Origin of the sequence: Klebsiella sp. MPUS7 (assembly GCF_009905335.1) — a bacterium.
Lineage (GTDB): Bacteria > Pseudomonadota > Gammaproteobacteria > Enterobacterales > Enterobacteriaceae > Klebsiella > Klebsiella grimontii.
In genome coordinates, this window is sequence record NZ_CP047604.1 from 681,725 (window position 1) to 706,999 (window position 25,275).

General features: G+C 57.4%; 23 protein-coding genes, 1 tRNA gene and 1 pseudogene. 9 read left to right on the plus strand and 16 right to left on the minus strand.

Going from position 1 to position 25,275, the window contains the following annotated elements; all coding sequences use genetic code 11:
- Positions 1 to 43: 43 nt before the first annotated feature.
- Complete coding sequence (gene dhaR / locus GUC22_RS03290; protein WP_024358696.1) at positions 44 to 1,957, plus strand: dihydroxyacetone kinase operon transcriptional regulator DhaR; 1,914 nt, start codon at positions 44 to 46, stop codon at positions 1,955 to 1,957.
- A gap of 137 nt (positions 1,958 to 2,094) precedes the next feature.
- Positions 2,095 to 2,418 (plus strand): DUF1889 family protein, encoded by a 324-nt coding sequence (locus tag GUC22_RS03295; RefSeq protein ID WP_160183344.1) that lies wholly within the window; start codon positions 2,095 to 2,097, stop codon positions 2,416 to 2,418.
- 85 nt (positions 2,419 to 2,503) lie between these two features.
- Here GUC22_RS03295 and GUC22_RS03300 read toward each other — a convergent pair.
- Positions 2,504 to 2,579 (minus strand) — tRNA-Ile (locus GUC22_RS03300).
- A 124-nt stretch (positions 2,580 to 2,703) separates the two neighbouring features.
- Here GUC22_RS03300 and mug point away from each other — a divergent pair.
- Positions 2,704 to 3,210: a G/U mismatch-specific DNA glycosylase gene (gene mug / locus GUC22_RS03305; RefSeq protein WP_024358695.1), complete on the plus strand. Its 507-nt coding sequence runs from the start codon at positions 2,704 to 2,706 to the stop codon at positions 3,208 to 3,210.
- Positions 3,211 to 3,250: 40 nt separating this feature from the next.
- Here mug and GUC22_RS03310 read toward each other — a convergent pair whose 3' ends face one another.
- The 4 genes from GUC22_RS03310 to rpsU form a co-directional block, all read right to left on the minus strand.
- Complete coding sequence (locus tag GUC22_RS03310) at positions 3,251 to 3,913, minus strand: TetR/AcrR family transcriptional regulator (RefSeq protein ID WP_024358694.1); 663 nt, start codon at positions 3,911 to 3,913, stop codon at positions 3,251 to 3,253.
- A 242-nt stretch (positions 3,914 to 4,155) separates the two neighbouring features.
- Positions 4,156 to 6,000, minus strand: a complete 1,845-nt coding sequence (rpoD, locus tag GUC22_RS03315; protein WP_004125383.1) for an RNA polymerase sigma factor RpoD — start codon at positions 5,998 to 6,000, stop codon at positions 4,156 to 4,158.
- Between the two features lie 273 nt (positions 6,001 to 6,273).
- Complete coding sequence (dnaG, locus tag GUC22_RS03320) at positions 6,274 to 8,019, minus strand: DNA primase (RefSeq protein WP_004872393.1); 1,746 nt, start codon at positions 8,017 to 8,019, stop codon at positions 6,274 to 6,276.
- A 233-nt stretch (positions 8,020 to 8,252) separates the two neighbouring features.
- Complete coding sequence (gene rpsU / locus GUC22_RS03325; protein ID WP_001144069.1) at positions 8,253 to 8,468, minus strand: 30S ribosomal protein S21; 216 nt, start codon at positions 8,466 to 8,468, stop codon at positions 8,253 to 8,255.
- Positions 8,469 to 8,705: 237 nt separating this feature from the next.
- Here rpsU and tsaD point away from each other — a divergent pair, with 237 nt between their 5' ends.
- Positions 8,706 to 9,719: a tRNA (adenosine(37)-N6)-threonylcarbamoyltransferase complex transferase subunit TsaD gene (gene tsaD, locus GUC22_RS03330; protein WP_004872392.1), complete on the plus strand. Its 1,014-nt coding sequence runs from the start codon at positions 8,706 to 8,708 to the stop codon at positions 9,717 to 9,719.
- A 47-nt stretch (positions 9,720 to 9,766) separates the two neighbouring features.
- On the opposite strand, the gene GUC22_RS03335 is transcribed toward tsaD, so the two are convergent.
- The 8 genes from GUC22_RS03335 to GUC22_RS03370 form a co-directional block, all read right to left on the minus strand.
- On the minus strand, positions 9,767 to 11,374 hold the full coding sequence (locus GUC22_RS03335) for a purine-cytosine permease family protein (protein WP_131930439.1): 1,608 nt from the start codon (positions 11,372 to 11,374) through the stop codon (positions 9,767 to 9,769).
- A gap of 151 nt (positions 11,375 to 11,525) precedes the next feature.
- On the minus strand, positions 11,526 to 12,143 hold the full coding sequence (gene ureG / locus GUC22_RS03340) for an urease accessory protein UreG (protein ID WP_004105899.1): 618 nt from the start codon (positions 12,141 to 12,143) through the stop codon (positions 11,526 to 11,528).
- An 8-nt stretch (positions 12,144 to 12,151) separates the two neighbouring features.
- Positions 12,152 to 12,826 carry an urease accessory protein UreF gene (locus GUC22_RS03345; RefSeq protein WP_024358692.1) on the minus strand — a complete coding sequence of 225 codons (675 nt, stop codon included), beginning with the start codon at positions 12,824 to 12,826 and terminating at the stop codon, positions 12,152 to 12,154.
- Positions 12,827 to 13,297 carry an urease accessory protein UreE gene (ureE, locus tag GUC22_RS03350; protein WP_154916211.1) on the minus strand — a complete coding sequence of 157 codons (471 nt, stop codon included), beginning with the start codon at positions 13,295 to 13,297 and terminating at the stop codon, positions 12,827 to 12,829.
- A gap of 9 nt (positions 13,298 to 13,306) precedes the next feature.
- Positions 13,307 to 15,010 (minus strand): urease subunit alpha, encoded by a 1,704-nt coding sequence (gene ureC / locus GUC22_RS03355; protein ID WP_154932827.1) that lies wholly within the window; start codon positions 15,008 to 15,010, stop codon positions 13,307 to 13,309.
- Positions 15,003 to 15,323, minus strand: coding sequence for an urease subunit beta (locus tag GUC22_RS03360; protein ID WP_004135711.1), 321 nt, complete (start codon positions 15,321 to 15,323; stop codon positions 15,003 to 15,005). Before GUC22_RS03360 ends, ureC begins: the two co-directional genes overlap by 8 nt.
- A 9-nt stretch (positions 15,324 to 15,332) precedes the next feature.
- The gene (locus GUC22_RS03365; RefSeq protein WP_154932829.1) at positions 15,333 to 15,635 is read right to left on the minus strand and encodes an urease subunit gamma; all 303 of its coding nucleotides are present in this window, start codon (positions 15,633 to 15,635) and stop codon (positions 15,333 to 15,335) included.
- Positions 15,636 to 15,644: 9 nt separating this feature from the next.
- A complete protein-coding gene (locus GUC22_RS03370) occupies positions 15,645 to 16,469 on the minus strand; it encodes an urease accessory protein UreD (protein ID WP_004135715.1) in 825 nt (274 codons plus the stop codon).
- Between GUC22_RS03370 and GUC22_RS27375 the strand changes: the two are divergent.
- Positions 16,459 to 16,542: pseudogene (locus GUC22_RS27375) on the plus strand (short-chain dehydrogenase); the annotation flags it as partial. The gene GUC22_RS03370 and the pseudogene GUC22_RS27375 overlap by 11 nt on opposite strands.
- A 185-nt stretch (positions 16,543 to 16,727) precedes the next feature.
- Here GUC22_RS27375 and plsY read toward each other — a convergent pair.
- Positions 16,728 to 17,348, minus strand: a complete 621-nt coding sequence (plsY, locus tag GUC22_RS03375) for a glycerol-3-phosphate 1-O-acyltransferase PlsY (protein ID WP_154932831.1) — start codon at positions 17,346 to 17,348, stop codon at positions 16,728 to 16,730.
- 212 nt (positions 17,349 to 17,560) lie between these two features.
- Between plsY and folB the strand changes: the two genes are divergently transcribed.
- Positions 17,561 to 17,944, plus strand: a complete 384-nt coding sequence (folB, locus tag GUC22_RS03380; RefSeq protein WP_004135716.1) for a bifunctional dihydroneopterin aldolase/7,8-dihydroneopterin epimerase — start codon at positions 17,561 to 17,563, stop codon at positions 17,942 to 17,944.
- 203 nt (positions 17,945 to 18,147) lie between these two features.
- On the plus strand, positions 18,148 to 18,969 hold the full coding sequence (gene bacA, locus GUC22_RS03385) for an undecaprenyl-diphosphate phosphatase (protein WP_004135718.1): 822 nt from the start codon (positions 18,148 to 18,150) through the stop codon (positions 18,967 to 18,969).
- A 10-nt stretch (positions 18,970 to 18,979) separates the two neighbouring features.
- Here bacA and GUC22_RS03390 read toward each other — a convergent pair whose 3' ends face one another.
- Together GUC22_RS03390 and GUC22_RS03395 are read right to left on the minus strand one after the other, a co-directional pair.
- The gene (locus GUC22_RS03390; RefSeq protein WP_154932833.1) at positions 18,980 to 20,221 is read right to left on the minus strand and encodes a multifunctional CCA addition/repair protein; all 1,242 of its coding nucleotides are present in this window, start codon (positions 20,219 to 20,221) and stop codon (positions 18,980 to 18,982) included.
- 60 nt (positions 20,222 to 20,281) lie between these two features.
- Positions 20,282 to 20,902, minus strand: coding sequence for a TIGR04211 family SH3 domain-containing protein (locus GUC22_RS03395; protein WP_004125329.1), 621 nt, complete (start codon positions 20,900 to 20,902; stop codon positions 20,282 to 20,284).
- Between the two features lie 214 nt (positions 20,903 to 21,116).
- Between GUC22_RS03395 and GUC22_RS03400 the strand changes: the two genes are divergently transcribed.
- Both GUC22_RS03400 and glnE read left to right on the plus strand, forming a co-directional pair.
- Positions 21,117 to 22,415: an inorganic triphosphatase gene (locus tag GUC22_RS03400; RefSeq protein ID WP_049087450.1), complete on the plus strand. Its 1,299-nt coding sequence runs from the start codon at positions 21,117 to 21,119 to the stop codon at positions 22,413 to 22,415.
- Between the two features lie 23 nt (positions 22,416 to 22,438).
- Positions 22,439 to 25,273, plus strand: a complete 2,835-nt coding sequence (glnE, locus tag GUC22_RS03405; RefSeq protein WP_154954752.1) for a bifunctional [glutamate--ammonia ligase]-adenylyl-L-tyrosine phosphorylase/[glutamate--ammonia-ligase] adenylyltransferase — start codon at positions 22,439 to 22,441, stop codon at positions 25,271 to 25,273.
- Positions 25,274 to 25,275 lie beyond the last annotated feature (2 nt).

Below are 25,275 nucleotides of genomic sequence, written 5' to 3' on the forward strand. Positions count from 1 at the left end.
AGCCGCCGGAGGGGTTGTCGTTTATGAAACAGCGGAAATGGATATGACTGCGCAGACTCAGAGCTTTCCTTTGGTGATAACCCAGTCATGGCATCGCTGCAGCAAGTTTATGCAGCGGGAAACCTGGCAGACGCCGCATCAGGCGCAGGGGCTGACCTTTGAATCGATTTGCCGGCGCAAGACCGCGCTGTTGACGATTGGTCAGGCGGCGCTGGAAGATGCCTGGGAGTTTATGGATAACCGCCCCTGCGCGCTGTTTATCCTTGATGAGTCCGCCTGTATTCTCAGCCGCTGCGGCGATCCGCAGACCCTCGACCAGCTGGCGGCGCTGGGATTTCGTGACGGCAGCTACTGCGCGGAAAGCATTATCGGCAGCTGCGCGCTCTCGCTGGCCTCAATGCTCGGGCAGCCGGTCAAAACGACGGGCGAGCAGCATTTTAAACATGCGCTGCACGGATGGTCGTTTAGCTCCACGCCGGTGTTTGATAACCACGGGCGCCTGTTCGGTTCCATTTCCCTGTGCTGCCTGACCGAAGAGCAGGCTTCGCCGGATCTCTCCCTGACCCTGGCTATCGCGCGGGAAGTCGGTAACTCGCTGCTGACCGACAGCCTGTTGTCAGAGTCGAATCGCCATCTTAATCAGATGTACGGTCTGCTGGAGAGTATGGATGACGGGGTGATGGCGTGGAATGAGCAGGGAGTTTTGCAGTTTCTTAACGTGCAGGCCGCGAGGCTGCTGCATCTTGATGCCCAGGCCAGCCAGGGGAAAAACATCAATGAACTGGTGACGCTCCCGGCCCTGCTGCGCCGGGCCATTAAGCACGCGCGCGGGCTGAACCATGTCGAAGTGACCTTTGAGAGCCAGCATCAGTTTGTCGACGCCGTGATTACGCTCAAGCCGATCGTCGAAGAGCAGGGCAACAGCTTTATTCTGCTGCTGCATCCGGTCGAGCAGATGCGCCAGCTGATGACCAGCCAGCTTGGCAAAGTGAGCCATACCTTTGAGCAGATGTCGGCGGACGACCCGGAAACCCGGCGGCTGATTCACTTTGGCCGCCAGGCGGCGCGCGGCGCTTTCCCGGTGCTGCTGTGCGGTGAAGAAGGGGTGGGTAAAGAGCTGCTCAGCCAGGCGATTCACAATGAGAGCGAGCGGGGCGGCGGGCCGTATATCGCGGTCAACTGCCAGCTGTATGCCGACAGCGTCCTGGGCCAGGATTTTATGGGCAGCGCGCCGACGGACGATGAAAACGGTCGCCTTAGCCGTCTTGAGCTGGCCAACGGCGGGACGCTGTTTCTGGAAAAAATTGAATATCTGGCGCCGGAGCTGCAGTCCGCGCTGCTGCAGGTGATCAAGCAGGGGGTATTAACCCGTCTGGACGCCCGTCGCTTGATCCCGGTGGACGTCAAAGTGATCGCCACCACTACCGTCGATCTTGCCAATCTGGTGGAGCAAAACCGCTTTAGCCGCCAGCTTTACTACGCGCTGCACTCTTTTGAAATCGTTATTCCCCCGCTGCGGGCGCGGCGCAACAGTATCCCCTCGCTGGTGCACAATCGTCTTAAGAGTCTGGAGAAGCGTTTTTCCTCGCGGCTGAAGATGGATGATGATGCGCTGGCGCAGCTGGTGGCCTACTCCTGGCCGGGCAATGATTTTGAGCTGAATAGCGTTATCGAGAATATCGCCATTAGTAGCGATAACGGCCATATCCGTCTGAGTAATTTGCCGGAATATCTGTTTGCCGAGCGGCCGGGCGCCGACGCGGGGTCATCGTTGCTGCCCGCCAGCCTGACCTTTAGCGCCATTGAGAAAGAGGCGATTATCCACGCCGCCCGGGTGACCAGCGGTCGGGTACAGGAGATGGCGCAGCTGCTGAATATTGGCCGTACCACGCTGTGGCGAAAAATGAAGCACTACGATATCGATGCCGGTCAGTTTAAGCGCGGACGTATGGAGTAGTTTCCTGGTGACTGGTGCGGAATAGTCGAGTAGAAAAGCAGCACGCAAGCGTTTAGCTGCGGTCTGAATCAAAGAAAGGCAACGATCTCTTTGATATCCCGGCAAAGTTGGGTCCATAGTGTAAGCATGTTCATTACGTGGTTAATTTTAAGGATAAGAGCATGCGAACAGCAATCGATAAAGCCCTGGATTTTATTGGTGGTATGAACACCTCGTTGTCGGTGCCGAATACTATGGATGAAAGTACCGCGAAGGGAATTTTGAAGTATTTACATGAACTAGGCGTACCGGCGAACCCTGCCGACGTTACGGCCCGGGGTGAAAAGGAGGGATGGGATGCCGGGTTCACGGAAAAAGTCGCCGGATGGGCGGACAAAATTGCCTCCGGTAAGCGGATCGTCATTAAAAACCCGGAATTCTTCACCGTCTATATGCGCGAACAGCTGCAGGCGCTGGTGTAACCTGACCTCATTTTAAGCGGCGGCGCCGGATGGGGCTGCATAATGCAAAAAGGGCTGACGATTTCTCGTCAGCCCTTGTTGTATCTGGTGGCCCCTGCTGGACTTGAACCAGCGACCAAGCGATTATGAGTCGCCTGCTCTAACCACTGAGCTAAGGGGCCGTGGCGAAGGATTATAAAGTAACTGTTCCCCGCAATCCAGCCTAAAACGCACGCCTGCTGTTTTTATAAACAACGCATTTTCAATCCTTTATAATGACCTTTTAGGTATTGAGCTGGGGAAAATATGATTAACGATATTCTGGCGCCGAACCTGAGGGTCGTCTTTTGCGGTATCAATCCGGGGAAGTCTTCCGCCCATACCGGTTTTCATTTCGCCCATCCGGGAAATCGCTTCTGGAAGGTGATTCACCAGGCCGGGTTTACCGACCGTCTGCTGAAGCCCGAGGAGGAACTTCAGCTGCTGGATACTCGCTGCGGGATCACCATGCTCGTCGAGCGCCCAACGGTGCAGGCCAGCGAGGTCGAGCTGCTGGAGCTCCGTGACGGTGGCCGGGAGCTGGTCAGAAAAATGGAAGAGTATCAGCCGTATGCGCTGGCGATCCTCGGTAAACAGGCCTTCGAGAAAGCGTTTCAGGTACGCGGCGTAAAATGGGGTAAACAGCAGGTGACCATAGGCGCGACGGAAGTATGGGTGTTGCCAAATCCCAGCGGGCTCAACCGGGCGACGCTGGATAAGCTGGTGGAGGCCTACCGGGAGCTTGACGAGGCGCTGGCAACGCGAGGGCTTTAAGGCACTGCGGACGACTCTGCGCTGGCTAAAGCCTGAGGCTTTAGCCAGCTTTTGCGTTATCGCTAATATTCCCTTTTTCTATCATTAATAGTACTGAGTTAAAAGCGAAGTCGAGAAAGGATTTACGGTCTTTTTCAAGGTGACGTAAAAGATAGGATTCTCTATGTGAGGATTTTTCTACGAGTCCGGTCAGGCAGAGCCAGAACAGCATCGTGACGTCCGCGGCGGGAGCATTCAGCGCGATCTCTTTTTTTTCGGCGGCGTCGGTAATTTGCGCGGCGATAATATGGTTTATCTGCTCACCAATCATAGAGATACTTTTCAACGCTTTATTGTTTTTAGTGATTTTTTCAGAACTCGCGATTTTGCCTGTAATAGCGGGAAAATAGGCAATGCTCGCTTCGTGGAGAGCGATCAGCGCATGGCATAGCTCGCGATAAAAGTCGCGAAATGAATTTTGCCGATTGGCTATTTTTAGCACCTCCTGATGGAAATGCTCCATTCCCTGAAGGATAAGATGATCCAGAATATCTTTTTTATTTTCAAAATAGGTATAAAGCGTTGTTTTGCTAAAACCCGTTTCATGGGCGATCACATCCATGGTGGTATTTTCTATTCCGCGACTGAGAAATAAGGTATTAGATGTGGTTAAAATAACCGTTCTATTAAAATCAGCCAGCTGAATTTTACGCTTGCTATTCATTCCATTTCCCTATGATTTATCTTCCGTTTTAGGCCCTATGGGCTATCCATAAACCCATAGTACAAACGTAAAACGGTGAGTCCAGTTGTTTATCTGCCTATAAAGAAGTAATTAAGAATATGGCCTGAATATATTTTTAAGGGTTTTATATTTTGGTTTTAATATTTCTTAAATAAATGATTACCGTTCAGGCATAAAAAAAGCCAGTCATTTGACTGGCTTTTTGCGGTACGCGGCGATAATTAATCGTCGAGGAAGCTACGCAGCACTTCAGAGCGGCTCGGATGACGCAGTTTACGCAGCGCCTTCGCTTCGATCTGACGGATACGTTCGCGGGTAACGTCGAACTGTTTACCCACTTCTTCCAGCGTGTGATCGGTATTCATGTCGATACCGAAGCGCATACGCAGGACTTTCGCTTCTCGGGCGGTCAGGCCAGCCAGAACGTCATGGGTGGCGGCGCGCAGGCTCTCGGTGGTGGCAGAGTCCAGCGGCAGCTCGAGGGTGTTATCCTCGATGAAATCTCCCAGATGCGAATCTTCATCGTCGCCAATCGGCGTTTCCATGGAGATCGGCTCTTTGGCGATTTTCAGCACCTTACGAATTTTATCTTCCGGCATCAGCATACGCTCGGCCAGCTCTTCCGGCGTCGGCTCGCGGCCCATCTCCTGCAGCATCTGGCGGGAAATACGGTTGAGCTTGTTGATCGTCTCAATCATATGCACCGGAATACGGATGGTGCGCGCCTGGTCTGCGATAGAGCGGGTGATCGCCTGACGGATCCACCAGGTTGCGTAGGTGGAAAACTTATAGCCGCGGCGGTATTCAAACTTATCAACCGCTTTCATCAGACCGATGTTGCCTTCCTGGATCAGGTCGAGGAACTGCAGACCGCGGTTGGTGTATTTCTTGGCGATCGAGATAACCAGACGCAGGTTCGCTTCAACCATCTCTTTCTTCGCACGGCGGGCTTTCGCTTCACCGATGGACATGCGACGGTTGATATCTTTTACCTGCTCAATGGTCAGGCCGGTCTCTTGCTCAATTTGCTGCAGCTTCATCAGGCCGCGCTGGACGTCTTCTTTTACGTCAAGCAGCTTCTCTGACCACGGCTTGTTCATGGCGATGGCCGCGTTGAACCAGGTTTCGCTGGTTTCGTTGCCGGTGAACAGAGTGATGAAGTTTTTCTTCGGCATTTTGCACTGTTCAACGCACAGCTTCATGATAATACGTTCTTGAGTACGAACGCGATCCATCATGACACGCATGCTGTTAACCAGGTAATCAAACTGCTTCGGCACCAGACGGAACTGTTTGAACACTTCAGACAGCTTGAGGATCTCTTCCTGCGCTGCGGCGTGGCTACGACCTTTCGCTTTGATGGTGTCGCGGGTCAGTTCGTACTGCGTACGCAGTTCGGCGAATTTCTCGCGCGCCAGCTCAGGGTCGATGCTGTTGTCGTCATCGCTGCTGTCGTCGTCTTCTTCTTCATCTTCGTCTTCGTCGTCATCCATCTCTTCCTGAGAGAGTTCAGAACCGACGTGAGTGGCGGTTGGCGCCAGATCTTCTTCAGCGTTCGGGTCGACAAAGCCGGTGATCAGATCGGACAGGCGCGCTTCTTCCGCTTCAACGCGATCGTACTGCTCCAGCAGATAGGTGATCGCTTCCGGGTATTCCGCAACCGAGCACTGGACCTGGTTAATCCCGTCTTCGATGCGTTTAGCGATGTCAATTTCGCCTTCGCGCGTCAGCAGTTCGACGGTACCCATTTCGCGCATGTACATGCGCACCGGGTCGGTTGTGCGTCCTATTTCAGACTCAACGCTGGAGAGAACCTGCGCGGCAGCTTCTTCCGCATCTTCGTCGGTATTGTTGTTCGTTTCAGCAAGCAAGAGATCATCGGCATCCGGTGCTTCTTCCATCACCTGAATGCCCATGTCGTTGATCATTTGGATGATGTCTTCGATCTGGTCGGAGTCGACGATATCTTCCGGCAGATGGTCATTGACCTCGGCATAGGTCAGATAGCCTTGCTCCTTACCACGTTGGACAAGAAGCTTCAGCTGTGACTGCGGGTTTTGCTCCATAAGACGGTATCCACACTTAATTCGTTTGATTGGTGTAAGCAGGCGAACTGCCAACATTTAAAGCGAGGGCGTACTTATATTATTGCCGCTGCGCCTCGAGCGGCTGTCGGGGGCTTCCCGAACGATATTCGGCAGTTAAGCCGTTAAATACGTCATCCTTCAAGTTGTCTTAGCGTTAGCTGCGTTCCTTCATCCTGGTCATGGATTTATGTTTCCTTCCAGGAGTTCGTTCTCTTGCTGCCTTGATACAACTTGAATGATTTAATCTTTCGCTTATTTTTTGGCCAGTTCCTGGCTGATAGTCCAGAGCTCCCGGCGTTCTTCACTGCTTAAACCGTGCGTGCGGTCGCGAGCTATCAACTCTTCTTGCCGCAGTTCCAGCAGTGAATCAAACATATGGTTGAGCGAGTCGGTGAAGGTTTTTTCAGCAATATCCTTATCTGCTATATCGTCCCACATCGACAGTTTTTCAAGGGTTGCGGCTTCATTTGTGCCGCGATACTGCTCTAAAAGCAGTCCGGTAGTCAGGCCCGGCTGTGCTAAACAGGTTTTAACCAGTTCGTTGAACAAACCAAGCCCGGGCATTTTACGCGGGTCCAGCCCTTCGAGAGGCGGTACCAGCGGGGCCAGGTCCGGGTTTTGTACCAGTAGTCCTATCAGTATACGCATGGTCGTGCGTTTTAGCTGCGGAGCAGGGCGCTGGATGCCATTTTCAGACTGTTTTGGCATTAAACGTTCAAGCTGCGCATCGTCTAAAATCCCCAGCTTATTGCCTAACTCCTGACGCAGATAAATGCGCAGCGTTTCGCCCGGTACCTGAGTTATTAGCGGCAAGGCTAACGTACTCAGCTGCGCGCGTCCGTCCGGGGTGCTCAAATCCACCTGCGGTAGCAGGCTGTTGAACAAAAACGTGGAGAGCGGCTGAGCCTGCTCCATCCGCGCTTCAAATGCGGCTTTCCCCTCTTTGCGCACCAGCGTATCCGGATCTTCGCCATCCGGCAGAAACATAAAGCGTAGCTGACGCCCGTCGGTCATATACGGCAGCGCCGTTTCCAGCGCGCGCCAGGCGGCATCGCGGCCAGCCCGGTCGCCGTCGTAGCAGCAAACCACCTGATTGGTGACCCGGAACAACAGCTGAATATGGTCAGCGGTCGTCGACGTTCCTAACGACGCAACGGCATAGTTGATGCCGAATTGCGCCAGTGCCACCACGTCCATATAGCCTTCGACCACCAGCAGGCGGGACGGTTCAGCGTTGTCCTGCTGCGCTTCATAAAGACCGTACAGCTGGCGGCCTTTATGGAAAATATCGGTCTCCGGGGAGTTCAGGTACTTCGGCAGGGCATCACCCAGCACGCGACCACCAAAACCAATCACCCGGCCTCGCTTATCGCGGATGGGGAACATCACCCGTTCGCGGAAGCGGTCGTAACTGCGCCCCTGATCGTTCGTGACCAGCATGCCTGCATCAATCAGCGACTGGCGATTTTCTTGATTACCGCCAAAACGTTTTAAAACGTTGTCCCAGCCGGGAGGGGCGTAGCCAATCGCAAAGCGCGTAATGACCTCACTGCTTAAGCCGCGTTTTTCCAGATACTGGCGCGCGGGGTCGGCGGCGGGTTGCATCAGAGACTGTTGATAAAACGTGTTCAGACCATCCATCAGCTGATAAAGATTTTGCCGCTGATGGCGCTCAATCTGGCTGGGCCCGCTACCTGCTTCATACGGCACGTCAAGATTATGCATGGCGGCCAGCTCTTCGACGGTTTCCACGAACTCGAGCTTGTCGTAGTTCATCAGGAAGTCGATAGCGTTGCCGTGCGCACCGCAGCCAAAGCAGTGGTAAAACTGTTTTTCACCATTGACGGTGAAAGAGGGGGTTTTTTCGTTATGGAACGGACAGCACGCGTGATAATTCTTGCCCTGCTTTTTCAGCTTTACCCGGGCATCGATCAGATCGACGATGTCGGTGCGCGCCAGCAGGTCATTGATAAATACTCGTGGGATTCGTCCAGCCATATGCCCCGTTTTATACACTTGAGCCTTCAGATTGCCTCTGCGTTGGCTAAGTTCGTTCACCCCTGCCACTTACTTGAGTAAGCGCCGGGACTCACTCCCTTGCTGCCTGAGTGCATCCTGAATGATGTCGTGTATATGCTAATGCATAAACGAAAATAAGCCGCGCATTCCTTTCGGAAGCACGGCCTTACAACTACAACTCGGTCTGAATTGAGAGCTATGCTCCCAACAGATTAGTACAGACGAGTGCGGCGTGCGTTTTCGCGAGCCAGTTTCTTCGCGTGACGTTTCACTGCTGAAGCTTTAGCGCGTTTACGTTCGGTAGTCGGTTTTTCATAGAACTCACGACGACGAACTTCCGCCAGAACACCTGCTTTTTCGCATGAACGTTTGAAGCGACGCAGCGCTACGTCGAACGGCTCGTTTTCACGTACTTTAATTACCGGCATGTAACTCTCACCTTTGATAAATTCGGTTTGCCGCTGGCATCAGCGCCAGCTTATTTCAAAATGGTGCGGAATTTTACTGCAATTGCTGCTGCTTTGTAAAGCACCGACGCGATTTTTGAAAGGGACTTTTATAAGGACAGGGAGTATACACGAAGTGAACGCCAGGGGTGAGGAAAGTTTTACATCAACCCGCATTGGTCCTACACTGCGCGGTATTGAAACGAGGTAAAACTAGCCATGCGTGTACTGGGAATTGAAACATCCTGCGATGAAACCGGCATCGCCATTTATGACGACGAAAAAGGTCTGTTAGCCAACCAGCTGTATAGTCAGGTGAAATTGCACGCTGACTACGGCGGCGTGGTGCCTGAGCTGGCCTCGCGCGACCACGTGCGTAAAACTGTCCCCCTGATTCAGGCGGCGCTCAAGGAAGCCGGGCTGACGGCAAAGGATATTGATGCCGTTGCGTATACGGCGGGCCCGGGTCTGGTTGGCGCGCTGCTGGTCGGCGCCACGGTTGGCCGATCGCTGGCGTTCGCCTGGAACGTGCCGGCGATCCCGGTACACCATATGGAAGGGCACCTGCTGGCGCCGATGCTGGAAGATAATCCGCCGCAGTACCCTTTTGTCGCGCTGCTGGTTTCCGGCGGTCATACCCAGCTGATCAGCGTCACCGGCATTGGCCAGTACGAGCTGTTAGGCGAGTCTATTGACGACGCGGCGGGCGAAGCCTTCGATAAGACGGCTAAACTGCTGGGGCTGGATTATCCCGGCGGCCCGATGCTGTCGAAGATGGCTTCTCAGGGCACCGAAGGGCGCTTTGTCTTCCCGCGACCGATGACCGACCGCCCCGGCCTGGATTTCAGCTTCTCTGGTCTGAAAACCTTTGCCGCGAACACCATCCGCAACAACGGCGATGACGACCAGACCCGCGCCGATATCGCCCGCGCGTTTGAAGACGCGGTCGTGGATACGCTGATGATTAAGTGCCGCCGCGCACTGGAGCAAACCGGCTTTAAACGGCTGGTGATGGCGGGGGGCGTCAGCGCTAACCGTACGCTGCGCGCGAAGCTGGCGGAAATGATGCAAAAGCGCGGCGGGGAAGTCTTCTATGCCCGTCCTGAATTTTGCACCGATAACGGCGCGATGATTGCCTATGCCGGGATGGTTCGTCTGCGCTCCGGGGCGAAAGCGGAGCTCGGCGTGACCGTTCGTCCGCGCTGGCCGCTGGCTGAACTCCCGGCGGCATAACGTCTGATGTTTCACAGGCCGACGTCCTGTCGGCCTGCCTTCCTGACTTATTCCATACTCTTACACAGCGAGCAAATCGCGCCCTGATGCTTGTGCGAATGCATTACGTCCGGACGTTCGTACTCCTCCCGGCAGCTCAGGCAGCGGTAAACGGTGGTCGACGCGTTGCCCTGCGCATCGTAGCGCGGCTCGGGGATCCCGTCATCGCGCTGTTTAATGTAATAGCGCCCGCGGGTGGCGATCCCCATGACCGGCGTCATTACGAAAGCCACCGCCAGCGCGATCAGCGGCGAGAACGGCGCCAGCGTTTCGCCCAACAGGCCGAAGAAGGCGCTAATCGACAGGCCTGCTGCGAGGGCAAAAGCCACCACGCCCACCGGGTTGACGTTATAGATCATCCCGCGACGATACTCCGGCTGCGCCGGGGCCAGCTTCAGCAGGCCTTTGTTGACGGTGATATCGGTGGCGACCACCACCACCCAGGCGATGGCAAAGTTGGAATAGAAGCCGAGGATCCACGCCAGAGCGCTGAACATGTCGCCTTCCATCAGGGCAAGGGCAATGGTCAGGTTGACGATGACGAAAATAATCCGCCCCGGGTAGCGCTTGGTGGTACGCGTCCAGGCGCTGGTCCACGCCAGCGAGCCGGAATAGGCGTTGGTGACGTTAATTTTAATCTGCGAGATAACCACCAGTATCACCGCGAGGGTAAGCGCCAGCCAGCCGGGGACCAGGTTATCGAAGACGCTGACGAACTGCTGTACCGGCTCGGTGTTATGCACTGCCGGGAAGCGGGTCAGCAGATAGAAGCCGAGGAAAGCGCCGATAATCTGTTTAATCGCGCCTAACACGACCCAGCCCGGACCAGCGGAGAACACCGCCAGCCACCAGCTTTTGCTGTTTTCCGCGGTCTTCGGCGGCATAAAGCGCAGGTAGTCGATCTGCTCGCCAATCTGCATGATCAGCGACAGGCATACCCCCGCGCCGAGCATAATGGCGGTCAAGTCTACCGTTGCGGCGTTGTTTTTACCGGCGAAGTTCATAAACCCATCCACCAGATCCGGGTCTTTGGCGATAAGCCAGGCCACCGGAACCACCATCAGGACCAGCCACAGCGGCGTTGTCCAGACCTGAAGGCGAGTTAGCGCCTTCATGCCGTAGACCACCAGCGGCAATACCATCAGCGTGGCGATGAGGTAGCCCATCCACAGCGGGATCCCCAGGCCCACCAGCAGCCCCTGCGCCATGATCGAGCCTTCAAGCGCGAAGAAGATAAAGGTAAATCCGGCGAAGATAATGCTGGTGATCACCGAGCCAAAGTAGCCGAAACCGGCGCTGCGGGTGATCAGGTCGAGGTCGATGTTATAGCGCGCGGCGGTAATCGCCAGTGGGATACCGGTAAGAAAAATAACCAGCGCCGCCAGTAGGATCGCGTAAATCGCATTGGTGGTGCCCCACGCCATGCCGATGCTGGCGCCGATAGAAAAGTCAGCCAGATAGGCGATGCCGCCTAAGGCGGTCACCGCCACAACCCCCGGTCCCCAGCGGCGAAAGCTCAGCGGAGCATAGCGAAGGGTATAATCTTCCAGCGTTTCTTTTGAGCCGGAGGCACTGGTTTGCGCAGGTAAATCAGTTTTTATATCCAGTGATGACATAGTCATTCCTTAATGGTTAGGCATGACTGGAATTAGCAAACCTTATGCCACATCGCAGGGCAGGCGCTATCAGGGCTTCATGAAGGGGATGGCTAAAGAGAGGGCAGGGCATGCACCATCCCGACACCTCTGCGCCGGGATGGTGCAGGGGTTACTTGCCGAGCATGCCTTTGTCTTCGATAAAGGCGATGATATTTTGCAGGCCGTCGCCGCTTTTCAAGTTGGTGAAGCTCCACGGGCGTTCGCCGCGCATGCGCAGGGTATCTCGCTCCATCACTTCCAGAGACGCGCCCACGTACGGTGCAAGATCGGTTTTGTTGATCACCAGGAAGTCGGATTTGGTGATCCCCGGTCCGCCTTTGCGCGGGATCTTTTCCCCTTCCGCCACGTCGATGACGTAGATGGTGAGATCCGCCAGCTCCGGGCTGAAGGTGGCGCTCAGGTTATCGCCGCCGCTTTCCACAAAGATGAGATCGAGATTGCCGAATTTCTCGCTCAGCGCTTCCACCGCGGCAAGGTTCATTGACGCGTCTTCCCGAATGGCGGTATGCGGGCAGCCGCCGGTTTCGACGCCGACAATTCGTTCAGGCTCCAGGGCGCCGGCTTCGGTGAGAATGCGCTGATCTTCTTTGGTGTAGATATCGTTGGTCACCACCGCCAGCTGCCAGGTGTCGCGCATGGCTTTGCAGAGGGCTTCCAGCAGCGCCGTTTTTCCGGAGCCGACCGGGCCGCCGACGCCGACGCGCAGCGGTTGCTTAATCATGTTCATACTTTCTCCTAAGAACGGAATAATCGGGAATACTGGGTTTCGTGCCGGGCGGAAGCGATAGCCGCCAGCGGCGTCGCCGAACCGAGGGCGTCGTCCGGGGCGGCGAGGGCGCTGTCCATGTCCGCCGCGTAGCGGTCGCACAGGCGTAGAATCAACTGCTGGGCCGCCTGCTGGCCAAAGGGCACCAGCTTGACGCCCGCCATCACCGCGCTTTCAATCCAGCTATAGCCAAGGCTCAGGGCCAGGTCAGGAATGGCGATTTGCCAGCGTACGCCGAGCCACGCCATGCCGGTTAGCTGACTTTGCTGGCACAGCTTGCGCCACTCGGGCGGGCAGTCCGGCTGCCAGTCGGCCAGCAGCCGGGTGAAGGCCGCGCCGCGGTTGCGCTCTTCATCGCGCAGCTCGCGGGTTTCCCGGCAGGCGAGCAGGTAAGCGGTCCAGCGCCTGGCGCAGGCCAGATCGCCCGCTTCGCAGGCCCGGTAAAGCCGGGCGAACAGCGGCAGATCGACGGTAAAAAAGCTCTGCTCCATCTGCCGCAGCTGCCAGCGCTCAAAGGCGGCGGTATCCGCTACCCAGCCCGCTTCCACCGCCCACTCCAGCCCCTGGGACCAGCTGTAGCCGCCAACCGGGAGGCTGCTGCTGGCAAGCTGCATTAAGCGCAGACGTTTTTCCGGCGTCGGCATTTAGTGGCTGTGCTCATGATGGTGATGATGGTGATGGTCGTGTGATTCGCTGGCGTAGGCACCGGCTTCCGGTTCAAACGGCAGATGCGCGAAATCCACGGCCAGACCAAACTGGCGCAGCATATCGTCCAGGACGTGATCGTGATGATAGCGCAGCTCGCCGGGCATAATTTGCAGCGGCACGTGGCGATTGCCAAGGTGATAGCAGGCCTTCGCCAGCACAAAGGGGTCATCGCAGCGTACGACCGAAACGGCTTCATCGGCGGCGATCACTTCGATGAACTCGCTGCCGTTTTCGTTGCTGAGAATATCGCCGCCGCGCAGCAGCAGGCCGCGCGGCAGCAGCAGGCCCGCCTGACGACCATCGTTAAGCGTGACTTTTATGCGGCTTTTTACCCGCACGTCAATCGGCAGGGTAACGCTGGCCGTGGCCTGCGCCGGGGTCTCCACCCGTTGGGTTAAATAAAGCATGTGCGCTCCTTAAAACAGGAAATAACGTTGCGCCATCGGTAGCACGTCCGCCGGATCGCTGGTAATCAGTTCGCCGTCGATGCGCACCTCGTAGGTTTGCGAATCCACGGTAATATTGGGCAGCAGGCCGTTGTGGTGCATATCGGCTTTTTGTACCTCGCGGCAGCCTTTCACCACCGCCGTCGCGCTGTGCAGGTTCAGCCGTTCAGCGACGCCGTTTTCCGCCGCCGCCTGCGACAGGAAGGTCAAACGGCAGCGGTGACGGGCGCTGCCCAGCGCGCCGAACATCGGGCGATAGTGCACCGGCTGCGGCGTTGGGATAGAGGCGTTGATGTCGCCCATCGGCGCCATGGCGATCATGCCGCCTTTAACGATTGTCGCCGGTTTCACGCCGAAGAACGCCGGGGACCACAGCACCAGATCCGCCAGTTTACCGGCTTCAATCGAGCCGACTTCGTGGGCGATACCGTGGGTCAACGCCGGATTAATCGTGTATTTGGCGATATAGCGCTTTACGCGGAAGTTGTCGTTATCGCCGCTCTCTTCCGCCAGCGGGCCGCGCTGAACTTTCATCCGGTGCGCTACCTGCCAGGTACGTAACACCACTTCGCCGACGCGCCCCATCGCCTGCGAATCAGACGAGGTAAGGGAGAAGGCGCCGAGGTCGTGCAGGACGTCTTCCGCGGCGATGGTTTCCCGCCGAATGCGCGATTCGGCAAACGCCACGTCCTCGGCGATATCCGGATCGAGGTGATGGCAAACCATCAGCATATCCAGATGTTCGTCAATGGTGTTGACGGTATAGGGCAGCGTCGGGTTGGTCGACGACGGTAAAATATTGGGGTGCGCGCAGGCGGTAATAATATCCGGCGCATGGCCGCCGCCCGCGCCTTCGGTATGGAAAGTATGGATAGTGCGCCCGCCGATGGCCGCCAGGGTATCCTCAACGAATCCGGACTCATTGAGGGTATCGCTGTGCAGCGCGACCTGCACGTCCATTTCGTCAGCCACGGTCAGCGCGCAGTCGATTGCCGCCGGGGTCGCGCCCCAGTCTTCGTGAATTTTCAGGCCGATAACCCCGGCCGCGACCTGCTCACGCAGCGCGTCGGGATTCGAGCCGTTGCCTTTACCCAGTAGGCCGATATTGACCGGCAGGCTGTCGGCGGCCTGCAGCATCCGCGAGATATACCACGGCCCTGGCGTACAGGTCGTGGCGTTGGTGCCCGCCGCCGGGCCGGTCCCGCCGCCGATCATGGTGGTGACGCCGGAGACCAGCGCCTCTTCCGCCTGCTGCGGGCAGATCCAGTGAATATGCGTATCGACGCCGCCGGCGGTGACGATCTTACCTTCCGCCGCAATAATTTCCGTGGCCGCGCCGATCGGGATCGTGACGTTGGGCTGAATATCCGGATTGCCGGCTTTGCCGATCGCGAAGATCCGTCCGTCTTTGACGCCAATATCGGCTTTGACGATCCCCCAGTAATCGACGATCAGGGCGTTGGTCAGCACCAGATCCACGCACCCGGCGGAAAGCATCTGTCCCTGCCCCATTCCGTCGCGGATCACTTTACCGCCGCCAAATTTGACCTCTTCGCCGTAGGTGGTCAAATCATCTTCGACCTCGATCCATAGCTCGGTGTCGGCCAGGCGAACTTTATCGCCGGTGGTAGGGCCGAACATGTCGGCATAGGCCTGACGTGAAATTTCACTCATCGTTTGCCTCCAGCGCGCCCATCACCTCGCCGCGAAAACCGTACACCGCACGGGTTCCGGCCAGCGCCACCAGCTCCACCTCGCGTTTTTGACCCGGCTCGAAGCGCACTGCGGTGCCGGCAGCGATATTCAGCCGATAGCCGGTCGCCTGCTGGCGATCGAACTTCAGCGCCGGGTTGACCTCGGCGAAGTGGTAATGCGAGCCGACCTGAATCGGCCGGTCGCCGTGATTTTCAACAATAATGCTGCAGGTTGCGCGGCCAGCGTTGAGGGCTATCTGTCCGGGCTTTATCTGATATTCTCCAGGGATCATCACGCTACCTCAGATTATCGGATTATGAACGGTGACCAGCTTCGAGCCGTCCGGGAAGGTGGCTTCGACCTGGATATCGGGGATCATTTCCGGCACGCCTTCCATGACCTGGTCACGGCTCAGGACGTGGCGTCCCTCTTCCATCAGCTCGGCGACGCTTTTGCCATCGCGCGCGCCTTCCATAATAAAGGCGCTAATCAGGGCCACGGATTCGGGATAGTTGAGCTTCAGGCCGCGGGCCAGGCGACGCTCCGCCACCAGTGCGGCGGTAAACAGCAACAGCTTGTCTTTTTCTCTGAGTGTCAGTTCCATAGCGTTCTCTTAAGTCAGCCAGATTCGGGGAAGTACCGGAGATTTGCCGGTCAGATGCGGGCGCATGAATTGCCAGATATCGCGCATCGCCCGCTGGCAAAGCAGATTATCATCGCTTAAAAAACGTACCGTTAGCAGGCCGTCGGTGAGCGTAGCGCCGGCGTAATTTGCCAGCGGCGTAAGCTTTTCGCGTACGCCTTCCAGCAGCGTTTCGTTCGCCGGGTAGAACAGCATCGTTCCCACCCACGGCTGCTGCGCGACGCAGGCCAGCTGTCCATCGGCCAGGCTCAGGCGCTCAATCAGCAGCGGAGAGCCGTCGACCCACACTTCCAGCCGATTGGCGAGCGCGCCGTGGCTAAAAGCTTCGCCGATAACCGGTCGGCCAAGGCACAGCAGGTCCCAGGCCAGCAGCGTGCTGGAGGCGGCGAGATGAAAGGCGGTAGACAAAGCGGCGTTGGCGCCGGGAAAGAAGATCGCGTCCTGCGGCAGCCACTCGAGCGTCGAGTTTTCGGCCAGCGTCAGGGTTTGCTGAAGCCGCGCCTGCGCGCCGCTGCTGCGATAAAACTTGCTGGCGCCGGGCATGGTGATCAGGGTATGGCAATCGGCATCAATGGTCGCGCTAATGGTGAGCTCATCGCCGCCGACGATGCCGCCGGGCGGATGAAGCAGATAGAGGTGGCAGGTCTCTGCTTCGGGATAAAACGGGCGCTGAACGGTGAGGGGACCGACATGGCGACGGGAGGCGAGCGTGGTTTTCCCGCCGAGAAATTGAAACTGGAGGTCCAGCGTGGCCTGCCAGCCTTTTTTATTCTGTGCTAACACGGTGCCGTGCAATGTCGCGCCCCTGCAAAATCAAGATAAAACAGCAGCGAAGAGTATTGATCGGGGGGCAATCATCCCGATCATATGAAAAGCTTATGCCCGTCATACTTCGAGCCGCAGCGGCGTTGGCTACGGGCTACTCGGCCCATCCATGGGCCTCGCCCTGGCGGACCGTCGCAAGCGACGTTCAAATCTGCTCCCGGCAGATTTGTCGCTCGCCCGAATCACTGACTGGAGTAAGCTCATTGCCGCCTTGCGGCGAAGCAAAGGTTATTTCTGCTCCGGCGCTTTTTTCTTCTTTTTGAAACGAGACCAGATTCGGGTTTCCTGACGACGCCACAAACGCTGAATGTTGTCATGATGGCGCAGCAGGATCAGGCACGACAGCATCGAAACGGGGAAAGTGTACTGCGGTTTGAACCACCAGACATAGAAGGGCGCAATCAGCGCGCTCACGATGGCCCCAAGAGAGGAGTAGCCGCTGAGCAGAATCGTCAGCAGCCAGGTTCCGGCCATTACGCCGGTAAGATCCCAGCCGATTGGGGCAATGGCGCCGAAGGCGGTCGCCACGCCTTTACCACCGCGGAAGTTAAAAAATACCGGCCAGATATGGCCCACGCAGGCGGCAATCGCCACCAGACCGAGCCAGAACGGGGTCAGGCCTAGCGCCCACGCGCCCCAGACCGGCAGCATGCCTTTCAGCACATCAAAAATCAGTACCGCTACGGCTGCGCCTTTGCCGCCAATTCGCAGGACGTTCGTCGCCCCAGGATTGCCGGAGCCGTTGTCGCGAGGGTCAGGAAGGCCAGCGAGGCGGCAAACGAGAATGGCGCTGGAGATTGAGCCGCAGAGGTAGGCGAGGATAACCAGTCCAGGCGCGATTGCACTCATCAGCTGTTCCATTTAGAAAGAGTTGGTTTATCCCCAGCGCTGTCGGCGCGTTGGCCCGCCCGGACGCATCGCAACGCCGTGCGCCTGGAGCCTTGCCGCGTCGCGGTCTTACTGCAACGCAAATTATTTAGGGGATGTCTTTGCATCTGTGGATAATACGCATAATTGGTCAGAAGTGGTATCCGGTTTAGTCAAAAAGCAGGCGGGTCGTGATGGATATTGTATTTATAGAGCAACTTTCGGTAATCACCACAATTGGTGTTTACGACTGGGAACAAACCATCGAACAGAAGCTGGTGTTCGATATCGAAATGGCGTGGGATAACCGCAAAGCGGCGGCCAGCGATGATGTCAGCGATTGCCTCAGCTATGCTGATATCAGCGAGCTGGTGATCAACCACGTTGAGGGAGCGCGCTTTGCGCTGGTGGAGCGCGTGGCGGAAGAGATCGCCGACCTGCTGCTGGAAAAGTTTCAATCGCCATGGGTACGTATTAAAGTCAGCAAGCCCGGCGCGGTAGCGCGAGCGGCCAACGTTGGCGTCATTATTGAACGTGGCCTTAATCTGAAACAAAACTTTTCAGGTCATACTCGTTAAACAAAGCGTGTTTATACCGGTCATAGAATCCGGCTATCAGGCTATGCTATTTGCCGTTTTGTTCCAGAACAGCGCTCGAAATCCTTGCGTACAACCTGTACGCTCAGTTTTCTGCGCGCTGTCTGTGGCCAAATAAGCACGCCTGATAGCTCGGTTCTTCGTTCCTGGTTTTTTTCATTTTACTTTTTAAAGGGTTTAATTGGATGAGCGATATACACTCGCTGCTGATAGCGGCAATATTGGGTGTGGTTGAGGGTTTGACAGAGTTTTTACCTGTCTCCAGTACTGGTCATATGATTATTGTCGGTCATCTGCTGGGTTTTGAAGGCGATACCGCAAATACTTTTGAAGTAGTGATTCAGCTTGGTTCCATTCTGGCCGTTGTGGTGATGTTCTGGCGCCGTCTGTTTGGCCTTATCGGCATTCATTTTGGTAAAAAGCCCGAACATGAAGGCCAGGGCAGCGGTCGCCTGTCGCTTATTCATATTCTCTTGGGGATGGTCCCGGCGGTGGTGCTGGGGCTAATTTTCCACGATACCATCAAGTCGCTGTTTAACCCGATTAACGTGATGTATGCGCTGATTGTGGGCGGTGTGCTGCTGATCGCGGCGGAAGTGCTGAAGCCAAAACAGCCGCGCGCGGTGGGCATTGATGATATGACCTATCGTCAGGCGTTCGTCATCGGCTGCTTCCAGTGTCTGGCGCTATGGCCGGGCTTCTCGCGTTCCGGAGCGACGATTTCCGGCGGGATGCTGATGGGTGTAAGCCGCTATGCGGCCTCTGAGTTCTCGTTCCTGCTGGCGGTGCCGATGATGATGGGCGCAACCGTACTGGATATGTACAAGAGCATTGGGTTCCTCAACGCCAGCGATATTCCGATGTTTGCCGTCGGTTTTGTCACGGCGTTTATCGTTGCGCTGATTGCGATTAAAACCTTCCTGCAGCTGATTAAACGTATTTCGTTTATCCCGTTCGCCATTTACCGCTTTATCGTCGCGGCAGCGGTCTACGTGGTCTTCTTCTAAGCGCCCGCCCTCAGTCGCGCGGCTGAGGGCAACGCTTTTCTTTCCAGCGGGCGACGGCCTGAATTCGCCGACGCGTTAGCTCTTCACGAATCTCAACGCCCTGAAAACCTTCCGCCAACACCTCTTTTGTTGAAACCGACCGGGCAACTTCCCAGGCTTCCAGCAGCAGGCGTCCCTGCGGATAATCGCAGGCTTCAAAGCCGGTGCGCCCGCGCACGTCGGCCTCGCTGGTTAAGGCGATTTGCCTGACACGATGCGGCTTGCGCCAGGCGTCGATATTATCGAACAGCTTGACCAGCGTTTTCGGCTGCAGGATGGGGAGCGTATGAATCAGATCGTGAAATTCGGCGACCAGCTTAGCCAGGTCGCGAATGTCGTTCGGTACTCGCAGACGGGCGCAGAGCTGCTCGACCAGCTTAACCCCCGCCGGGCCGTGACCATGATGGCGGGGCCAGAGCGCTTTCGGCGTTAGCCCTTTCCCCAGGTCGTGGCATAGCGTGGCAAAACGGACATCCACTTCCGGAGAGAGCATCGCCGCCATGGTGACGGTCATCAGCGTGTGCAGACCAGTGTCGATTTCCGGGTGCCATTTCGCCGGAGCAGGTACGCCATAAAGGGCGTCGACTTCCGGGAACAGCACCTTGAGCGCCCGGCAGTCGCGTAGTGTCTGGAAGAAGACCTGCGGGTTGCGGGTGGCAAGGGCGCTTTCCGTCTCTTTCCACACCCGCTCAGGCGTGAGGTGCGCCAGCTCGCCGGCATCGGCCATCGCGCGCATCAGCGCCATGGTTTCATCGGCGATGCGGAAACCCAGGTGCGCGTAGCGGGCGGCAAAGCGCGCCACGCGCAGGACGCGTAGCGGATCCTCGCTAAAAGCGGGCGAGACGTGGCGCAACAGGCGCTGGCGTAAGTCAGTCTGGCCGCCGAAGGGATCGATAATCTGGCCGTCGGCGTCCTGGGCCAGCGCATTGATCGTCAGATCGCGGCGCAGCAGATCTTGTTCAAGGGTAACGTCGGCTGCGGCATAGCAGGTAAAGCCGGTGTAACCGGAACCTGACTTGCGCTCGGTACGCGCCAGGGCATACTCTTCGCGGCTTTGCGGATGAAGGAACACGGGAAAATCACGGCCTACCTGCTGGTAGCCCGCGTCGAGAAGTTGCTGAGGCGTGGCGCCAACCACGACCCAATCTTTGTCTTTAACCGGTAGCCTTAATAACGCATCTCGTACTGCACCACCGACCAGATAAACCTTCACGCCTTACTCTCCCGTCTTCATTTTCTTACGATGATACGTAAGTCTGGCAGAGAAGACGAATTAGTTCATCCAACGGTCTTTGCGTTTGCGGCTCGGTACCAGGTGCGGCAACACCAGTCCGAGGATCAGGCCGACGCCCAGCACGCCGCCGCCGTACATAAACCACTGCATGATAATGGTGCGCTGTTTGTCATCAAGCTGCAGATTCGCGGCGTTTACCTTTTTCTGCGCGACAACCAGCTCATTTTTCAGCTTTTGGTTCTCTTCTTTCAGGCCGTTGATAACGGCGTCGCTACCGGCGACTTTCTTCTGCATGTCCGCCGTGCGCTGGTTCCAGGTGGTGTCGATATTGTTCAGTTTGTCGGTCAGGGTTTTGACCTGGTTTTCCAGATCCGGCACGCGGGTGCGCAGGCTGGGCTCGTTGCTCAGCTCTTTCAGGGGGATCCAGGCTGTACGGCCGCTGCCGTCGCGTACCTGAGCATAGTTCGTGCTGTCGTTGGTTTGCAGCACCGCGACTTCCTCACCGGCGTTGATGGTGCCCACGAGACGATAGTTATCGCCCGGACCGCTGCGCACCCAGGTATTCAGTTCATCTGAAACGTAACGTTTTTCTTCCGCGTGAACCGCCGTGGCGGCGCTCAGCGCCAGCAAAGTCAATGTAATAAGGCGTAATTTAGGCATCAGGTCATCGTTTGGTCATAAAAAGTTGAACGATAGTAGTGGCATCGCCGAAGCGACGCAAAGTTTTCCGCCACAATCGGAATCATCCAGGAGGTGGCCCGGCAAAATGCGCATTGCATGGCGATTCGCCGCAAAATACTATTTACTGACAAGAAATATCGTTGTTAGTTCGCCGCAATTTCCCGGCACAGCATATAAGCGGAAGAATTCAGTCATGGCTCAAGAAATCGAATTAAAGTTTATCGTCGCTCAGGATGGCGTTGACGCGCTGCGTCAGCACCTCAACACGCTGGAGGCAAAGCATACGCCCGCGGGTCAATTGCTGAATATTTACTATGAAACGGCGGATAACTGGCTGCGCCGCCACGACATGGGGCTGCGCATTCGCGGCGACCAGGGACGCTATGAAATGACGCTGAAAATCGCCGGGCGCGTCGTCGGCGGCCTGCATCAGCGTCCGGAATACAACATTCCGCTGGACACGCCGGAGCTGGCGCTGGAGAAACTGCCGGCTGAGGTCTGGCCGCAGGGAGAACTGCCGGCGGAGCTCGCACAGAACGTACAGCCGCTTTTCAGCACTGATTTTGCGCGTGAAAGATGGGTTGTAAAGGAAGGCGATAGCGAAATTGAAATCGCGCTCGACCGCGGCGCAGTCAAAGCCGGTGAACACCAGGAGCCGATTTGTGAACTGGAGCTGGAACTGCTGTCCGGTAAAACGCAGGACATTCTGACCCTTGCCCGTCGCCTGCTGGATACCGGCGTACTGCGCCAGGGTAGTCTGAGCAAGGCGGCGCGCGGTTATCATCTGGCGCAGGGCAATGAAGAACGTCCGCTCACCGCGTTGTCTATCCTTCGCGTCGCGCCGAAGGCCAGCGTCGAACAGGCACTGGAAGCGGCGCTGGAAAGCGCGCTCGCGCACTGGCTGTATCATGATGAACTCCTCAATCGCGGCAATGCGAAAGCGAAAGCGGAGATTCTGCACGCCATCGCCCGCGTGCGGCATGCGCTGGTGCTGTTTGGCGGCATTGTCCCGCGCAAGGCCACCACGCTGCTGCGTGAGCGTCTGAACGAAGCCGAAACGGCGCTGGCGGAGGCCGAAACGGCCCAGGCGGCGCTTTTCAGCGTGGCAACCGTCAGAGCGAAGCTGACGCTCACCGATCTGCTGGTAAACCGCGGCTGGCGTCCTTTCCTGAACGCTGCCGGGGAACAGAAGATTGCCGGATCGTTTAAACGCTTCGCGGATATTCAGCTCTCCAGAGCGGCGGCGGAGCTGAAAAACGCCTTCCGCCAGCCGTCCGCTGACGGTTATGTCGATCAGCTTCCGCGCCTGACCCGCGAAATTGACACCGTTCAACTGTTATCCGGAGCTTATCTCGACGTCGCCGGGCCGTGGCTGGAAAACTGGCAAGAGACCCGCCGGGCGATTGCGCATAACGACAGTAGCGTTATCGAATATTTTCGTCGCCAGGCGCTGGCAGCGGAGCCGTTCTGGCTGCATAGTGGAAAACGATAATTTCAGGCCAGGGAGCCCCTAAGATGCCGCTTTCTTCGCAGTTACAGCAGCACTGGCAGACGGTCATAGACCGACTGCCAGCGGATTTTCCCGTATCGACGTTGAGCGAACGGGCGCAATCGGTTATGGCCTTCAGCGATTTTGTCGCGCAGAGTCTGATCGCGCAGCCGCAGTGGCTGGCGGAGCTTGAAAGTGCGCCTCCCGAGGCGCTGGAGTGGCATCACTACGCCGAGTGGCTGCGGGTTCGCCTGGCCGAGGTCAATGATGAGGCCGCGCTGATGCGCGAGCTGCGCCAGTTTCGCCGCTGGATTATGGTGCGCATCGCCTGGGCCCAGGCGCTATCGCTGGTCAGCGAAGAGAGCAGTCTACAGCAGCTCAGCGCGCTGGCGGAGACCTTAATCGTCGCCGCGCGCGACTGGCTTTACGCCGCCTGCTGCCGCGAATGGGGGACGCCGTGTAATGCGGAAGGTTCAGCTCAGCCGCTGCTGATCCTCGGCATGGGCAAGCTCGGCGGCGGCGAGCTGAATTTCTCCTCCGACATCGATCTGATTTTCGCCTGGCCGGAGCACGGCTCCACCCGCGGCGGCCGTCGCGAGCTGGATAACGCGCAGTTTTTTACCCGTCTCGGACAGCGCCTGATTAAGGTGCTGGATCAGCCCACCCAGGATGGCTTTGTCTACCGCGTGGATATGCGCCTGCGCCCGTTTGGCGACAGCGGCCCGCTGGTGCTGAGCTTTGCCGCGCTGGAAGATTATTACCAGGAGCAGGGGCGCGACTGGGAGCGCTATGCGATGGTGAAAGCGCGCATCATGGGCGAGAACGATGGTGTTTATGCCGGCGAGCTGCGCGCTATGCTGCGGCCATTTGTCTTCCGCCGTTATATTGATTTCAGCGTGATTCAGTCCCTGCGTAATATGAAGGGAATGATTGCCCGCGAGGTGCGCCGCCGGGGTCTGAAGGATAATATCAAGCTCGGCGCGGGCGGTATCCGCGAAGTGGAGTTTATCGTCCAGGTCTTTCAACTGATTCGCGGCGGTCGCGAGCCGATGCTGCAACAGCGGGCCCTGCTGCCGACGCTGGCCGCCATCGAGGAGCTGCACCTGCTGCCGGAAGGCGATGCGCAGAGGCTGCGCGAAGCCTATCTGTTTTTGCGACGCCTCGAAAACCTGCTGCAGAGTATCAACGATGAGCAGACGCAAACTCTGCCGCAGGATGAGCTTAATCGCGCCCGGCTGGCTTGGGGGATGGGCGCTGCCGACTGGGAGACGCTCAGCGCGCGGCTGGCGGAGCAGATGGCCAACGTGCGGCGCGTGTTTAATGAACTGATCGGCGACGATGAAACGCAGTCGCCGGATGAACAGCTTGAAGAGTACTGGCGCGAACTGTGGCAGGACGCGCTGCAGGAGGACGATACCAGCCCGGCGCTGGCGCATCTTGCTGATAACGATCGCCGCAGCGTGCTGGCGCTGATCGCCGATTTTCGTAAAGAGCTGGATCGGCGGACGATTGGTCCGCGCGGCCGTCAGGTGCTCGATCAGCTCATGCCGCATCTGCTTAGCGAAATCTGTTCGCGCGCCGATGCCCCGGTGCCGCTGGCGCGCATCACGCCGCTGCTGACCGGAATTGTCACCCGTACAACCTACCTGGAGCTGCTGAGCGAGTTCCCCGGCGCGCTAAAGCACCTGATTAGCCTGTGCGCCGCATCGCCGATGGTCGCCAGCCAGCTGGCCCGTCACCCGCTGCTGCTGGACGAGCTGCTGGACCCGAATACGCTTTATCAGCCGACGGCCACCGATGCCTATCGCGACGAGCTTCGGCAGTATCTGCTGCGCGTACCGGAAGAGGATGAAGAGCAGCAGCTGGAGGCGCTTCGCCAGTTTAAGCAGGCGCAGCTGCTGCATATTGCCGCGGCGGATATCGCCGGAACCCTGCCGGTGATGAAAGTGAGCGATCACTTGACCTGGCTGGCGGAGGCGATGATTGATGCGGTCGTCCAGCAGGCCTGGCTGCAGATGGTGGCCCGCTACGGGCAGCCGACGCACCTTCACGAGCGCCAGGGGCGCGGTTTTGCGGTGGTCGGCTACGGCAAGTTGGGAGGCTGGGAGCTGGGCTACAGTTCCGATCTCGACCTGGTATTCCTCCACGATTGTCCGATGGAGGTGATGACCGACGGCGAGCGCGAAATCGACGGTCGGCAGTTTTATCTGCGCCTGGCGCAGCGCATCATGCATCTTTTCAGCACCCGCACCTCGTCGGGCATTCTGTACGAAGTGGACGCTCGCTTACGTCCTTCTGGCGCGGCGGGCATGCTGGTGACTACCGCCGATTCCTTTGCTGATTATCAACAAAACGAGGCATGGACCTGGGAGCATCAGGCGCTGGTTCGCGCCCGCGTGGTGTACGGCGATCCTGAGCTACAGGCGCGCTTTGACGCGATTCGTCGGGATATTCTCACCGCCCCGCGGGAAGGCGAAAAACTGCAAACCGAAGTGCGGGAAATGCGTGAAAAAATGCGCGCTCATCTGGGGAATAAGCATCCCGATCGCTTTGATATTAAAGCCGATGCCGGGGGGATCACGGATATTGAATTTATTACCCAGTATCTGGTCCTACGCTATGCCAGTGATAAACCGAAGCTCACGCGCTGGTCCGATAACGTCCGTATTCTGGAACTGCTGGCGCAGAATGACATTATGGACGAGGGAGAGGCGAGGGCGTTAACTCACGCTTACACTACGCTGCGCGATGCGCTACATCACCTGGCGCTGCAGGAACAGCCGGGGCACGTGGCGCCAGAGGCGTTTAGCGAGGAGCGTGAACAGGTCAGCGCCAGCTGGCAGAAGTGGTTGATGGCTTAACT

Coding starts and splice junctions, on each gene's coding strand:
- dhaR (WP_024358696.1), top strand. CDS start 44: ATGACTGCGCAGACTCAGAGCTTTCCTTTGGTGATAACCCAGTCATGG.
- mug (WP_024358695.1), top strand. CDS start 2,704: ATGATTAACGATATTCTGGCGCCGAACCTGAGGGTCGTCTTTTGCGGT.
- GUC22_RS03310 (WP_024358694.1), bottom strand. CDS start 3,913: ATGAATAGCAAGCGTAAAATTCAGCTGGCTGATTTTAATAGAACGGTT.
- rpoD (WP_004125383.1), bottom strand. CDS start 6,000: ATGGAGCAAAACCCGCAGTCACAGCTGAAGCTTCTTGTCCAACGTGGT.
- dnaG (WP_004872393.1), bottom strand. CDS start 8,019: ATGGCTGGACGAATCCCACGAGTATTTATCAATGACCTGCTGGCGCGC.
- rpsU (WP_001144069.1), bottom strand. CDS start 8,468: ATGCCGGTAATTAAAGTACGTGAAAACGAGCCGTTCGACGTAGCGCTG.
- tsaD (WP_004872392.1), top strand. CDS start 8,706: ATGCGTGTACTGGGAATTGAAACATCCTGCGATGAAACCGGCATCGCC.
- GUC22_RS03335 (WP_131930439.1), bottom strand. CDS start 11,374: ATGTCATCACTGGATATAAAAACTGATTTACCTGCGCAAACCAGTGCC.
- ureG (WP_004105899.1), bottom strand. CDS start 12,143: ATGAACATGATTAAGCAACCGCTGCGCGTCGGCGTCGGCGGCCCGGTC.
- GUC22_RS03345 (WP_024358692.1), bottom strand. CDS start 12,826: ATGCCGACGCCGGAAAAACGTCTGCGCTTAATGCAGCTTGCCAGCAGC.
- ureE (WP_154916211.1), bottom strand. CDS start 13,297: ATGCTTTATTTAACCCAACGGGTGGAGACCCCGGCGCAGGCCACGGCC.
- ureC (WP_154932827.1), bottom strand. CDS start 15,010: ATGAGTGAAATTTCACGTCAGGCCTATGCCGACATGTTCGGCCCTACC.
- GUC22_RS03360 (WP_004135711.1), bottom strand. CDS start 15,323: ATGATCCCTGGAGAATATCAGATAAAGCCCGGACAGATAGCCCTCAAC.
- GUC22_RS03365 (WP_154932829.1), bottom strand. CDS start 15,635: ATGGAACTGACACTCAGAGAAAAAGACAAGCTGTTGCTGTTTACCGCC.
- plsY (WP_154932831.1), bottom strand. CDS start 17,348: ATGAGTGCAATCGCGCCTGGACTGGTTATCCTCGCCTACCTCTGCGGC.
- folB (WP_004135716.1), top strand. CDS start 17,561: ATGGATATTGTATTTATAGAGCAACTTTCGGTAATCACCACAATTGGT.
- bacA (WP_004135718.1), top strand. CDS start 18,148: ATGAGCGATATACACTCGCTGCTGATAGCGGCAATATTGGGTGTGGTT.
- GUC22_RS03395 (WP_004125329.1), bottom strand. CDS start 20,902: ATGCCTAAATTACGCCTTATTACATTGACTTTGCTGGCGCTGAGCGCC.
- GUC22_RS03400 (WP_049087450.1), top strand. CDS start 21,117: ATGGCTCAAGAAATCGAATTAAAGTTTATCGTCGCTCAGGATGGCGTT.
- glnE (WP_154954752.1), top strand. CDS start 22,439: ATGCCGCTTTCTTCGCAGTTACAGCAGCACTGGCAGACGGTCATAGAC.